12 protein-coding genes and 1 pseudogene are annotated in these 14,163 nt (G+C 44.9%); 7 read left to right on the forward strand and 6 right to left on the reverse strand.

From position 1 onward, the window contains the following. Nucleotides 1-1,227, reverse strand: coding sequence for a maltose ABC transporter substrate-binding protein (locus tag ACQEXP_RS07050; protein ID WP_269375313.1), 1,227 nt, complete (start codon nt 1,225-1,227; stop codon nt 1-3). A 390-nt stretch (nt 1,228-1,617) separates the two neighbouring features. Here ACQEXP_RS07050 and ACQEXP_RS07055 point away from each other — a divergent pair, with 390 nt between their 5' ends. From ACQEXP_RS07055 to ACQEXP_RS07085, 7 genes are all read left to right on the forward strand, one after another. Next, nucleotides 1,618-2,655 carry a porin gene (locus ACQEXP_RS07055; RefSeq protein WP_426969027.1) on the forward strand — a complete coding sequence of 346 codons (1,038 nt, stop codon included), beginning with the start codon at nt 1,618-1,620 and terminating at the stop codon, nt 2,653-2,655. A 28-nt stretch (nt 2,656-2,683) separates the two neighbouring features. Continuing rightward, entirely contained in the window at nt 2,684-3,703 is a 1,020-nt protein-coding gene (gene lpxD / locus ACQEXP_RS07060; RefSeq protein ID WP_269375315.1) for a UDP-3-O-(3-hydroxymyristoyl)glucosamine N-acyltransferase, read from the forward strand. A 22-nt stretch (nt 3,704-3,725) separates the two neighbouring features. Beyond that, complete coding sequence (locus ACQEXP_RS07065) at nt 3,726-4,211, forward strand: glycosidase (protein ID WP_426969028.1); 486 nt, start codon at nt 3,726-3,728, stop codon at nt 4,209-4,211. A gap of 103 nt (nt 4,212-4,314) precedes the next feature. Further along, complete coding sequence (locus tag ACQEXP_RS07070; RefSeq protein ID WP_426969030.1) at nt 4,315-5,454, forward strand: ABC transporter ATP-binding protein; 1,140 nt, start codon at nt 4,315-4,317, stop codon at nt 5,452-5,454. Nucleotides 5,455-5,477: 23 nt separating this feature from the next. Further along, nucleotides 5,478-7,442: an alpha-amylase family glycosyl hydrolase gene (locus ACQEXP_RS07075; protein ID WP_426969032.1), complete on the forward strand. Its 1,965-nt coding sequence runs from the start codon at nt 5,478-5,480 to the stop codon at nt 7,440-7,442. A 249-nt stretch (nt 7,443-7,691) separates the two neighbouring features. Next, complete coding sequence (locus tag ACQEXP_RS07080) at nt 7,692-8,423, forward strand: SDR family oxidoreductase (RefSeq protein WP_426969034.1); 732 nt, start codon at nt 7,692-7,694, stop codon at nt 8,421-8,423. A gap of 86 nt (nt 8,424-8,509) precedes the next feature. Continuing rightward, on the forward strand, nt 8,510-9,019 hold the full coding sequence (locus ACQEXP_RS07085; RefSeq protein WP_426969036.1) for a DUF2301 domain-containing membrane protein: 510 nt from the start codon (nt 8,510-8,512) through the stop codon (nt 9,017-9,019). 381 nt (nt 9,020-9,400) lie between these two features. Here ACQEXP_RS07085 and ACQEXP_RS07090 read toward each other — a convergent pair whose 3' ends face one another. The 5 genes and pseudogenes from ACQEXP_RS07090 to ACQEXP_RS07110 form a co-directional block, all read right to left on the reverse strand. Then, complete coding sequence (locus tag ACQEXP_RS07090; protein WP_426969038.1) at nt 9,401-10,105, reverse strand: hypothetical protein; 705 nt, start codon at nt 10,103-10,105, stop codon at nt 9,401-9,403. A gap of 6 nt (nt 10,106-10,111) precedes the next feature. Continuing rightward, entirely contained in the window at nt 10,112-10,813 is a 702-nt protein-coding gene (locus tag ACQEXP_RS07095) for a hypothetical protein (protein WP_426969040.1), read from the reverse strand. Continuing rightward, entirely contained in the window at nt 10,810-12,855 is a 2,046-nt protein-coding gene (locus ACQEXP_RS07100; protein WP_426969042.1) for a lipase family protein, read from the reverse strand. The genes ACQEXP_RS07095 and ACQEXP_RS07100 overlap by 4 nt, the downstream gene beginning before the upstream one ends. Continuing rightward, entirely contained in the window at nt 12,855-13,718 is an 864-nt protein-coding gene (locus ACQEXP_RS07105) for a DUF4123 domain-containing protein (RefSeq protein WP_426969044.1), read from the reverse strand. The genes ACQEXP_RS07100 and ACQEXP_RS07105 overlap by 1 nt, the downstream gene beginning before the upstream one ends. Then, a pseudogene (locus ACQEXP_RS07110) lies at nt 13,715-14,163 on the reverse strand (hypothetical protein); the annotation flags it as partial. The gene ACQEXP_RS07105 and the pseudogene ACQEXP_RS07110, both read right to left, overlap by 4 nt.

A 14,163-nucleotide genomic window follows, 5' to 3' on the forward strand; every position in this document is an offset into this window, starting at 1 on the left:
TTACTCCTGTAAACTGATCTGTTCTTTGATGACTGATTCTGCGCGCTTCAATACTTTTTCTGGTGATTTGTCATTCACCCATAGAGAGGTCATCGCACTGGCCATTGGTGACCACAAGTATCCCATCTCAGGTATTGATGGCATCGCATCGGCAAAGTAACCCTGCCCGATGATCGCGTAGGTTGCTTCATCTGCATCGACAATGATCTCTTCCATCACCTCTTGAACAGGAGGGATAGATTTTGTCATCTCATAGCGTTTTTTAAGCATCTTGTCGCTGCTGAGGTAATTGGCAAATAACTGAGCCGCTTTCGGATAGTTTGTAAAAGAGGACACCACGGCTAAACGAACTGTCGAAAATGTTCTTGGTTGCTTACCATCCAGCGTCGGGATAGGGACCACGCCAAAGTTTACGCCAGACGCTTGGTAGCCTTGAATAGCCCAAGGACCATCAATAATTGCTGCCACCTTTCCTTCACTGAACAAGCCTCGTCTAACCTGAGGGTTGCGTATATCCATCGGGTTAGCACTGTTGGCAACCTGAAGTTTCTTCATTGCTTGCAGACCTTGCTGAGCCTGTTCAGAGGCAATACCGATATCCTTGGCATTGGTGCCATTGTCGCCAAATTCGTAAGCGCCATAGAGAGTCAAGAACATACGAGATTCGTAGTAATTTTGTATATCCCACAGCAAGGCATATTTGTGTTCTTTATTGTCGTTAAATGATTTGGAGAACTCGATCAGTTGCTCAAAAGATTCAGGGGCTTGAGGTAGCAGATCTTTATTGTAGAACAGAGCGGTTGTGGCGAAGCTGACCGGAAATCCGTAGGTTTTGCCCTCAGAACGCGCTGCACTGACGGCGCTTTGCAGGAAGTGGGTGTTGATATGTTCCGCAGAGACCAGATTTTCCATCGCTCCACCAGCGACAACTAAGCGACCAAGCAAATCATGTTCAATTTCAGCCACATCTGCGACACGTGCTGAGCCTCCATCTTGAATGAGCCTAGACGCAGCATCAATCGGAGCTAGACCACGAAAATCAAACGTCACCTTGTAGCCAAGATCTTGATTGAACTGATTCGCGGCGTATTTCATGTAATCGACGGTAGTGTGGTCCGTCCAAACCAACAGATTTGCACCTGGCTCTGGTTCGATAGGCTGTGCCAAGGCAGAGGCGCTAACAAGAGTGGTGAGCAGTATTTGACTGGTCAATAACTTGGTTTTCATTGTGGCATCCAATTTTAGTAGTTCACGATATACTACTAAATTGAGCTTGATAGAGATTTTAGTCAATTGAAAACTGCTCAAAATAACGTCTAAATGTGATCTGAATCTACTAAAGTGCTTGTATTGCAAAGGATTGCAAGAGGTTGTATAGCACTCCTGACCTTATTGTTGTTCTTGTCACTAATGGTCATTAAAGGCCGTGAAAGCTAATTTTTAGTGATGTGAGTCAAATTATTACTCGCCATCTAGTGACCAGTGTCTCATTTGAATCTCATTCACCGAGCAAATAATATTCAGATGCAGAACAATGGTTAGGCGTTCAGGCTGAACTACTAAATAAAACCCGATTAATATTTATAGAATCCACCTCTATGAGGTTAAGGACATACTGTGAACAGGACTGTACTTTCGCTCAGTATCGCTTGCGCTCTGAGCACTGCACCTACCGTTTTTGCTGCTGAGAATGGACCCGCTCCCCACGAAATGGGCGGTAATATACTGACTCAGGCTCTTGATTTTGGCGGACATGTTGGGACATCGATTGAAATCGAAGATAAAGACATCACCAATTACAAGACGTGGGGCGGACAGACTGAAAATGAACGCACGACTACCCATGAAGTACTTGGGCTGTTTTATAAAAACGCTCACTGGAACTTCTCTTCTTTATACGCTTTTAAATTGACTGATCGTGTTAAGCGCAATCAGAATCGCTCGTACACTGAGACTGAAGATGGCTATAAGCATCTCATTTCGATCGACAAGAAATTCCCGTTGCCGAACGGCTTTGAAACAGGGGTTATCTATGACCTAGAGTACACCTTGGGTACGGTCGCGACGACGGCAGGCGTTAGCAATCTACGTACAAAGAACGCTGAGCACAGTGTTCGCCCTTACTTCAACTTTTACAGTAATGAGTATGACGCGGGCTTCCAATCTAACCTTGAGTATCTCTACAACGATGAAGACAAGTCTGCTTGGGGGAGTCGTGTTGAAGAGGGTTACTCAGTCCTTGTTAAGCCATACAAACGTTTTGGTAACTGGGAGCTTGGCGTTGAGTTCTACTACCAGGTTAAAGACAACGAGGCTCGTAACAGCGATGGTTCGATCAATGAAGTGAGCGATTTCACTGAAAAATACATTGAACCTATTGTTCAATACAGCTTTGAAGATGCGGGCACCTTATATGTACGCGCTCGCTACGGTGAAAACGAGACTAAGCATACGGAAGGTTGGGCTGCGGGAGAGCAGTACTTCAAAGATATTCGTAAAGCGACGATGGGCTACGAGCAGTCTGTTGGCGATAACTGGCTACTTAAAGGTGAGTATGAGTGGGCTAAAGACACTGAGACCTTTACCAAACTCGCTGGAGAAGAAAAGGTTGTCGAGCAAAACACCTTCTTGCTTCAGGCTATTTATCGTCTGTAAAACACGTTTATTTGCTTAAGGAAATCCTATGATCACGGTTTCGGAAATTGCTCAATTGATTGGTGGCCAAATAGATGGCGACCCAGGCTTGTCTGTGAGTACGATTGTCCCGCTCAATCACCCTGAAGAAGGGGGACTGGCCATCGTATTTTCTAAAGCTGAACTCAAGCATATAGAGCAATCAATGGCCGACGTGATCATAGGACCTTCGTGCATCCTATCTAGCCAAGCGAAAGCCAAAATAGTGATTGAATCGCTTAAAGCTGAAACACTCAATACCCTGTTACGCTTTTACAAAGTACATAAATATCAATTATTTGAACAAGGTAATACATCTGAAATTGCCGATGTTTATATTGGTAAACATTGCAAGATAGGTAACAACTGTCACTTTATGCCTGGCGTTAAAATCATGAATGGCGTGACCATCGGTGACAATGTTGCCATTCATGCCAACACCGTGATTAAAGAGGGCACGGTTATCGGCAATAACGTCACTATCGATTCCAATAACTCTATCGGTAACTTTAGTTTCGAATACATGAATGGCCGTCACGGCCAGTTTGAGCGCGTAGAAAGCGTTGGCCGTGTTGTTATCGAAGACGATGTCGAAATTGGCTGCAACAACGCGATCGATCGTGGAACGCTCGGTGACACCGTGATAGGCAAGGGCACCAAGATAGACAATCTTGTCCAGATTGGTCACGACTGCAAAGTGGGTCAGCACTGTTTAATTGTTTCTCAAGTTGGATTAGCGGGACACACCACGCTCGGAAACCATGTCATCGTTCACGGTCAGGTCGGAACCGCTGGTCATATTTCTATCGGTGATCACTCTGTGATTAAAGCCAAATCTGGTGTCAGTCAGTCGTTTCCTGCGCGCAGTGATTTATTTGGCTATCCGGCCAAAGATGCGCGTGCTTACTACAAGAACTTGGCGGTTCTCAATAAATTGACCCGTCAGTTTGACCTCGCTAAGCAATCCGACAATAGCAAACCAATTGATCCACCTTCTCACTGGTTGAAACGCTTATTTTCTGGTCGTTAAACCTAAATAAAATTAAGGACTTATGATGAAAAAAATCATTCTACCTCTGTTACTTAGTGCGTTGGCTGCGGGTTGTTCCAGCACCAGTGACACGACTAGCCAAGTCGCACCGACCAATGCTGATAGTCTACTGGCGAAATGCGACTTACCGACAGTTGAAGATCGTGGACCAATTCGCCCGACCTTGTTTGTTGTGGGGACTTTTGATGAAGGTCAGTGGATCCATCTTGAAGATCGTGAAATGAGCCATAAAGGTGATGGTATTTATCAGGTTGTCCATCAAGAGAAGGCTGGTGTGGTCAACGTTCAGTTCGCGACCATGAACTGGAATCCACAGTACACCGTCTCTGGGCGCAAAATGGGCATCAATCAGGAGATCGAGTTGAAGCGTGGTGGTTTTGCCAAAAATACCCGTGTCGAGATCCCTGCTGATGGTAAATATGTTTGGTCAATTCAAATTGATGAAAATAAGAATCCAGTGCGCGCGATGATCGCCACTTGTCAGTAACACTGAGCCGTCAGAGACTCTCTGACGGCGTTAAGTTTATAGCTTAATGCACATAGTGATGTGCCGTAAGTTATGAGTTTATAGCGCTTTATTTGGAGTACCCATGGCAACAGTTAGCCTAAAACAAGTAGAAAAACAGTACGAAAACGGCTTTAAAGCGGTACACGGAATCGACCTTGAAATCAATGAAGGCGAATTTATGGTGTTTGTCGGGCCATCAGGTTGCGCCAAATCGACCACATTGAGAATGATCGCAGGGCTTGAATCGATTTCATCTGGTGATATTCGTATTGGGGATCGAGTCGTGAACGATTTGCCACCTAAAGATCGTGGTATCGCGATGGTGTTTCAAAACTACGCTCTTTATCCGCATAAAACGGTTTTCGACAATATGGCCTTTGGTCTCAAGATGGCTAAAAAGTCGAAAGAAGAGATCAAGAAAAGAGTTGAAGAAGCGGCGGAAAAGCTAGAGATCACGGATCTTCTTTATCGAAAACCTAAGGAGATGTCTGGTGGTCAGCGTCAGCGTGTTGCGGTAGGTCGAGCTATCGTTCGCAAACCTGATGTCTTTTTATTCGACGAGCCACTATCGAATCTGGATGCCAAACTTCGTGTTTCAATGCGAGTGAAAATTGCTCAGCTTCATCAATCACTCAAAGATGAAGGCAATCCTGCAACCATGATTTACGTGACTCATGACCAAACGGAAGCCCTCACGCTTGGTGACAGAATCTGTGTCCTGAATCAGGGCAAAATTATGCAGGTTGATACTCCTGCAAACTTATACAACTATCCAGCGAACCGCTTTGTCGCCAGCTTTATTGGTTCACCGGCAATGAATTTGGTGGATACCGTACTGAGACGAAATGGCGAAAACTTGATGGTTGAGATTGCGCCATCTGCTCGCATCCTCATCCCTAAAGCAATGCAAGAGGCGCTGGAACAATACGTAGACAACCCAGTCTGCTTCGGCATTCGTCCGGAACATATCTCACTGGCACAAGAGGGAGAAACACTGAACACCTTTGAAGGCCAGCTATCTGTGGTTGAAAACCTCGGCAACGAAAAGTACCTCTACTTCACAGTGGGTGGTAAAGAGCTGATTGCACGTGTTCAAGATCAGTCAATCACCACGGCGGACATTGGTCGCACATTCCGTTTCAACCTCAACACCGCGTTTTGTCATATTTTTGATTTTTATAATGAAAACAATCTAATTCACAGCCGACCCTACTCGGCTTAGTTAATAACAACGGGGAACCTCTAATGAATAAACGGACACTGATTTGCAGCGCACTGCTTGCGACATTGGCGATAGGCGGCGGCCTTTCGGCTCCCGCTATAGGTGCGCAAGCCGCAACCACGGCAAGCAGCACTTTCGATTTTAGACAAGAGACGATTTACTTCGTCTTCCTAGATCGATTTAGTGATGGCGATGCGAGCAACAACAGTGGCAACAATCCACTTACTTATGATCCGAGTAACCTTAAGAAGTACGTCGGTGGTGACATTAGAGGTTTAATCAACAAACTGCCTTATCTCAAATCCTTAGGCATCACAGCGATTTGGATTACTCCGCCAGTGGATAATGCCGATAATCTCGATGTGAATGGTGGTGCGGGCTACCACGGATACTGGGGTAAAGACTTCTTCAGAGTGGATGAACATCTAGGCACGATGGATGACTTTAAAGAGTTAAGCCAGTTGATGCACAGCCCTGAATACAACATGAAGTTGGTTCTGGATTACGCACCAAACCACTCCAATGGTAATGATGAAAATGAGTATGGTGCTCTGTACCGCGATGGTGCTTACATCACCAATTACAATACTGATGTCGCTGCTGGAAGCAACTGGTATCACCACAATGGTGGCGTAACCAATTGGAATGACTGGTATCAGGTTCGTAATCACAATCTGTTTAACCTGTCTGATTTCAATCAATCAAATCCTGTGGTCTACAACTATTTATTAGACGGTGCGAAGTTCTGGATTGATGCAGGGGTAGATGCAATTCGTATCGATGCCATCAAACACATGGATAAAGAGTTTATCCAACAGTGGACTGGCGATATCTACAATTACGCTTCGACTATCGGCCGTGACGGTTTTTACTTCTTCGGTGAATGGTTTGGTGCCAGTGCGACAACAACGACAGGTATTGATGGCTACGCCATTGACTATGCCAACAACTCAGGCTCCGCGTTACTTGATTTTGGTTTCCGTGACACATTAGAGCGAGTACTGGTTGGCCGTAGTGGTAATAGCATGCAGACTCTCAATAGCTATCTTGAAACGCGCGGCAATGTGTTCACCAGCGATGACTGGCAAGTCGTATTTATGGATAACCATGATATGGCCCGAATCTCAACGGCACTGCGTTCAACCGCGACCACTTTCGGCCCAGGTAACAACGAAGCTGGGGGCGGTCAGTCTGAAGCATTTGCTCAAAAACGTGTCGATCTAGGTCTGGTTGCGACCATGACAGTACGTGGTATTCCGGCTATCTACTACGGAACAGAGCACTACAGCGCAAACTTTACCACCAATGCGTTTGGCCAAGTGGGTAGCGACCCATACAACCGCGAAGTGATGCCAAGTTTTGCTCAGGATAGTGATGCATTTAAGATTATTCAGTCACTTACAGCGCTACGAAAAAACAGTCCTGCAATTCAGAAAGGTAGCTACACCCAGAAATGGGTCAACGATGACATTCTAGTTTATGAACGTAGGTTTGAAGATGATGTTGTGTTAGTCGCACTTAACCGAGGCGCGGCAACGACGATTAACGTCTCTGCTCTGTCATTGGCGGACAACGCCTACACCAGCCTAGTTGGTAACGACGTTGTTGCTATTTCTCAGTCTGCTGCGACTCTCAATCTTGAGCAGAACGAAGCGATCGTACTGCACGGAAAGACAAGGGTGGCGAGTGGTGACCTCACTAGCGTGACTTTTACTTGCAACAATGGCCACACCCAATGGGGACAAAGTGTCTATGCGGTAGGCGGTGTGAGTGAACTTGGTAACTGGGCACCGGCTCAGGCTGTGAAACTTTCGCCATCGGTTTACCCAACATGGCAAGGCACGATTCAAGTTCCTAACGGTCAGTCATTAGAGTGGAAATGTCTTAAACGCTCTGAAAGCGATACTGGCGCTTTGATTGAATGGCAGTCAGGCAGCAACAATAGTGTCGATACCAGCACTCAGACTCAAACTAATGGCTCTTTCTAACTCATTATTAACTTGTCTCCAGCCAAGAGACTCCATACCCAGCTAGGGGGTTTTCAGGTAGTAATACGCTGCCACTTTAAGGCCTTAGGTTTGCACCTAAGGTCTTTTTTTTTATGTTGTGCAGCACTCCAAGTTAATGGCTTAAAATGATGAAACTCATCTTGTTCATCGAATGTGATATCTTGGCACTATTCTTAGGCTTTACAGTGTAAAGTCGCCTTCCATAATTAAGGAACAATTGGAGAGACAATGGATAAGGTAGTCATCGTTACAGGAGCAGGACGGGGAATAGGCGCTGAAACGGCAATATTGTTGGCAAGCCAAGGCTATGCGGTATGCGTCAATTATCTGAGTAATGATTTGCGGGCTAAACAGGTCGTCGACCAAATCCTTCTGGCTGGGGGAGAAGCGTTTTCTTATCAGGCCGATGTTTCCAGTTCAGAGCAAGTATCCGCGATGTTTGAGGCAACCCGTCAACGTTATGGATTGGTGACTCACCTAGTAAACAATGCCGGTATTTTGTTTACGCAGTCTAAACTTTGCGATATCGAATTAGAGCGTTTTCAAAAGGTTATGCAAACCAACGTAATCAGTTGCTTCCTTTGCTGTAAGGCGTTTATCAATCAAGCGGGGAATAAAAAGGCGATTGTGAACGTTTCATCGGCTGCCTCACGTTTGGGCGCTCCATTTGAGTATATTGATTATGCGGCCTCCAAAGGTGCAATGGATTCATTAACCAAAGGATTGTCACTTGAGTTAGCAGAGGAAGGGATTCGTGTAAATGGTGTTAGGCCAGGCTGCATTTACACGGAAATGCACGCAGATGGTGGAGAGCCAGATCGTGTTGACCGTCTCGCTTCAAGCCTGCCTCTTAAGCGTGGTGGGACGCCTCAGGAAGTAGCACAAGCGATTGCTTGGTTGCTATCGGAGGAAGCCTCTTATGTTACAGGTACCTTTATTGAACTCGCTGGTGGCCGCTAATCGTCTTTAGGATAGTGACAGGTCTGAAGCGTTATCTTTTTTACAACACGGAAGAGAACTGAGTTCCGCTTAGATAAGGAATTAGAATGGCTGACCCACATATTCAATCTCCGATGGATATCTATGACCACATGACAGTGATCATCTACCGTTTAGGTTTTACCTTAGCTTGCCCCGTGATTGCGTTACTACCTTGGCTGAGTCACTTTCCGGTTGAAAATTTCGTGATGCTTTGTGCTGCCATGTGTGCTTCCTCTCTGCACATCTACATGAAATCGTTTCGGTTACTGCTGCAATTTGCTACTTGGATCGGCTTACTGTGTTTTGTGTTGGGGTACCCGTATTTAGGTATAGGAGGAGCGTTTATTACCTTGGGTGGACTGTGTTTTAAAGAGCACTATTGCTTCAAAGTGCCAGGGTTGCGTTTGCAGCCTCTTATATTGGTCGCTCTGTGGTTCTGCTTAGTGTTCGATATCGGTGTTGCAGCAAAAGCGCTATCTGCAATATCAGCGCTTCTTTTCCTTATCACGAGTCTCTATAAATGGCGTATGCCAAGGCACTATGACATTGGTGATAAATCCAAGTATGAGGTTTAGTCGGTAGGCTTTGTCATACGGACCAAACCCTTTGGATTTTTTACATCACGCTGAATGATTATGTTGCCATTACTGTCCTTTTCACCTTGTGAATAGACCAAATAAAAGACTCCAGCCGCTTCAGCGTAGCCTTGTTCAGCAGCGATTTTTAGTCAATAAAATGCCAAGCACTTCAATGTATCGAAGCTGGCATTTAATCATGCGTTGCAAGAATCCCTCTAACCTTTCCCTTACCACGATCAGCATAATTTTATTGCCGTAGGGATGGGCGAGCATGGTTTGTCCTCGCGAGTTAAATCGGCTAAAGGTCTCTTACACTTGGTGATGGAGCTGTCTGTGAACCACCATCGACAATATTCGCAGTTTATTGCTCATACCCAGTTACTTACCTGTTTGAGGGTCTAACGGGGTACTACGATATTCTTCACCGGCTAAAATATCGTAGTGAATCACGGTATCGCTATTAAACTGAGAGAAATCAAAGTAGACACTTTCTGCATTTGTTTCTGACGTTTCAGATATTTTCTTTTTATTGACAAAGTAGTAGCATCCGGTAATACCTTTCCAAACATCCTTAGACCATTGGTATAAACGGCTGTTACAATCTTTAGCCTCTATTTTAGACGTTAATGCTAAGGGTTTGTTGTAGTAATCCTTGCCCGCTTTTTTGATACGTAAGTTTGCAAAGCCTACCGTATCGAAGGCATTCGTTAATTCCACTTCCATATTAGATAGGTAAGTGATGCAGCCTCTCTCTGGTTGTCTTGGCTGGTAAGGGATCCTCAGTTCATAGAAATTATCATCTGATGAGAAGTTGTGTTCAAACTTAAAACTCTCGTTGTAAATTCCTGTATTTACTTTTCCACTGCCTTCATTCCATGACCATCCGGAGCAACTTTCTCCGCGGCCAAAGTAGTTTACGCGAATACTGATCTTGGCATCCGATGGTTTTTTGCCCGCAATCACCATATAAGGCTCTTCGCCCGCGCCCCATATTTTCTCCGTTGGAGTCAAAAAATATGGGACCACTGTTATAGCAGTGATGGCAATAAGCACAATCGATAATATTCGCCGTTTGTTGCTCATGCCCAGTTACTTACCTGTTTGAGGGTCTAACGGGGCACTACGATATTTTTCGCCGGCTAAAATATCGTAGTGAATTACCGTATCACTATTAAACTGAGAGAAATCAAAGTAGACGCTTTCTGCGTTAAATTCTGATTCTTTTGATATCCTTTTTTGATTGAAATAAAAGTCACATCCGGTTGCTCCAGCCCAAACTTTTCTTAAACTTTTATACACTTCACTGTTGCAATCTTTAGCCTCTATTTTAGACGTTAATGCTATGGGTTTGTTGTAGTAATCCTTGCCAGCTTTTTTGATACGTAAGTTTGCAAAGCCTACCGTATCGAAGGCATTCGTTAATTCCACTTCCATATTAGATAGGTAAGTGATGCAGCCTCTCTCTGGTTGTCTTGGCTGGTAAGGGATCCTCAGTTCATAGAAATTATCATCTGATGAGAAGTTGTGTTCAAACTTAAAACTCTCGTTGTAAATTCCTGTATTTACTTTTCCACTGCCTGCATTCCATGACCATCCGGAGCAGCTTTCTCCGCGGCCAAAGTAGTTTACGCGAACACTGATCTTGGCATCCGATGGTTTTTTGCCTGCAATCACCATATAAGGCTCTTCGCCCTCGCCCCATATTTTCTCCGTTGGAGTCAAATATTGGAGCACTGTTATTGCAGTGATGGCAATAAGCACAATCGATAATATTCGCTGTTTGTTGCTCATTGTAATTGCTCCTTCACTGTTTCTATCTCTATCGTTTGGTCACCAAATAGTAACTCTTTATTAGGCAGTATTTCTGGAGTTTTGACTAAGGCATCGAGTTCTTTTCTGATTCTCTGCACGTTAAGTGTAATTTTCTCGGTCAACTTCAGCTCTTGTCTGACCGAAAATAAGGTTTGTGTGCGTTCATGCTCGCGCTGTGCATAGGCTGCCGGGTCCTTTCTTGAAATTGCGTGCATGGCTAAGGCGTTGATTTCATCCTGTTTGAGTGCACGGTAAGTTTCCAGTAACTTTGCTTCTGTCTGGTGGATTATTTGATGAGCCGATTGATAGTTCTCAACCGCGGTATTGTTTAGCATCAACGTGAGCTGTTGCTTAAGGTTAGGTATGTATTCACCAAGCCGATGATCCAATCCGGAGTTCGTGATGGTATTAACATAGCCATTGATGTCGATATGGTCATTGCTTAATGTTTTGGCTAACCGATAAGAGTCTTCGGTTTTGTTGGATGCCAGTGTCAAGCTGGTTACGTGTGTCTGCTTTTCCGTTAGCATAACTTGCTTAACATCATCAGGCTGATGCTTTGCTTGGCTATAAGTGAGCAATTGAATTAGGTTGCCATGGTGCTGATAGTTATCCTCATCACAATCGGTGGTGCGTTCTTTAAGAGAGTCCCACAGGTAGAGTAAGGTTGGCGACAGATATTTCCATAACAGCGATGAATCGCATTTGTTGTCAGGGTTGGTGTTCATCCAACGCATCGGGACTTGAGGGACAACGTCATGGTTATTCACATGTCGATAGTGAACAATTGAGCTATATTGGCGAACAAAGCTATGTGTCCCCGTGCGTGGCATACCGTAAGTGTAGAGACGCAATGTGGATGGTGAGTAGGTATCTTGAATAAGGCTGCTCAGCAGCAATGCCCCTGCTCCACCGAGACTATGACCACAAACGTAAATTTTCTTATTTTTGTGATGTTCTAGATCTTTATCTATATCGCTCAACAGGCCTATGGCATATTGATAAAACCCTTGATGGACATAAACACCTGCAAACTCTGGAGGTGAAATCTGAGATGCATCAATATCAGTGAGTACATCTTGATAACCAGGGGAACCAATAGCTGCGATCACCCCATCGGCTACTTCAGTCACTTTTAATATCGGCAGTCTAGAGCTTACGTCTGCCATTAAAACCGCATCCTTATTATAGAAGTACGTTTCTGTTCCTCTGACACCAATGATCGCGATAGTATCGTTACTCAAGATATACCCTTCAGCGCCGATGGTATCATCGTGGTAAAATGTCCCTTTCAATGCTTGAGAGTAGGGTATTTCGTCGAGTAACCAATTAACTTCACGGTCTGCTGAATAAGTCGGACGTAGCTTAGCTTGAAATGATTTTAAAATTTCATCATGTCCACCTTGTGGCACCTTTTCATTTCTTGGGTCGCCATAGTCGCTGTTGGCATAAGCCAATTGTGACAACAAAGCAAAAGTGTAACTATTCACCAAGTTGAACCTATCGGTATCAACAATCATTGGCATATAGCTGCGTAGGGCTTTGATCTCTAGCACATGGGTGGTGTTGTGTGAGGCACGAACCCCTTTAATATCTTCACGTGCATTGGCTTTGAGTGCGCTATGGTGCTCAGTCAAGAACGTATCTTGAGGTGGGGTTGACCACAAATCACCCACGCTCACGAAGGCGTATTTTTTACGATTTTGATGAGCCGCACCCAGCTCAGACTCTGCTCTTGATTCAACTGGCGACGGGGTCTGTTCCTTGCGACTCTTATATTGTTCTACCGTGGCTAACAGGTTTTCTGTTTCGACGCTGATCACCCACTCACCAGCGGCCAGATTGGCAAACATACAGTTCCCTTGGCGACTGGTCTGTTGATGAGTTTCTAGCGTGCTGGGATTGGTAATGGTCACCTTTAAGTCATTTATCGGCTCATCGTTTTCGCTACGAAATTCAACTTCTAACCAATTGACTGTGGGGTTACACAATACGCAGTGATTGTACATTTCCATTGCCATTACGCTTCTCCTTGCAATTGGTGATACAGGGTTTTTAGGCCGAATAGCAGTTCGTCATCTCGTAACCCAGTGATGGTTTCTTGAATTGAAAACGGATTCGATAAGGTCTGTTGATGCGTAGTGATAAAACTTGCCGTTAGTGTTTTCTCTTGTAGGGTCTGCTTTTGACTATCTGGTCCTAATTCCATTGCCGTAAAATGTGCTTGGAAGGCAGTATCAAAGTTCGGCATGTTGTGGTCAATTCTTGTTTCCATCAGTTGAGGCTGATTCTGCCATAGCCAGCTTTCTACATTACGACTCAGCAATGGTACATTAGGTGTGTTATCAATGTGATGCTCTTTAATTATCCACCAAGGCGTATTTTGATCTTTAGCCAAAGTTTGCTGGGTGATGGTGTCTGATTGCCAGCTTTGCCATTGCTGATTGTAGCGGATTAATACGCGGTGATTCCTGAGTAACTGACTGACTTCTTCTACCAGCAAACGCGGTAGCATTTCACCAATATAACCGGGGTTATAGAAAGAAAAAAAGACGCGTTCACCGAGTAAGATTGATTGAAATAGGCTCGCAAAATGGGCGCGAAGCTCTTTTTGAACTGAGTCGGTACTTACCATAATACCGCTTTGTGCATGGTCATCTTGCTGCCACCATTCTATAAACTGTGCGTTAACAGGCAGTAACCAAGGGCCATCTTCTGGATTGGTCAGCGTATCTAAGCTCATTAGTGGCCCACCATCTTCGCCACCGCACTGGTAGAAAGCGACGTGAGGTTGCTGGGGGGAGTGGGGATCGACAATTGCGTAGACTGCTCTGTTTAGCTCGTCTTGCTCATATAACCACTGGGCAATATTCAACTGATTCATTTTATCTTTCCTTGCTCACAGGGTTTGAGCAATGAGGTGTTAGCGTTCACAGAGGCTTGTGCTGGTAACGTTATCGGTTTTGGGGGCGTTTGAGTTTCTAAACCATTTGGCAGCTTGCTTATCTCTCCACCATAACCACTGCCACTGCTTGGGCTACCGCCCGAATTTAGATTGATTTTTGGCCCAGCTAGGCTAACGCCAGACGCGTCTAGTTTTACAAAGCTGCCGCCGGCTTTGAGAGTTGTTTCAGAGCCAGCGTCTATCACCACTTTATTGCCAACCTTGATATGAATCTCATTACCTAGTTCAAAAGCAACGCGGTCTCCGACTTTTTGGTGGAAGCTCCCCTCCACAATCGAGGTGGTGTTTTGTTTGACTAGAGTACGGCTTTCGCCCTCAACGGTGAGGTTGTGGCTGTTTTTAATCTGAGTGAAATGGTCGTTAT

The sequence above is a fragment of the Vibrio sp. TRT 1302 genome (genome assembly GCF_050113875.1).
Lineage (GTDB): Bacteria > Pseudomonadota > Gammaproteobacteria > Enterobacterales > Vibrionaceae > Vibrio.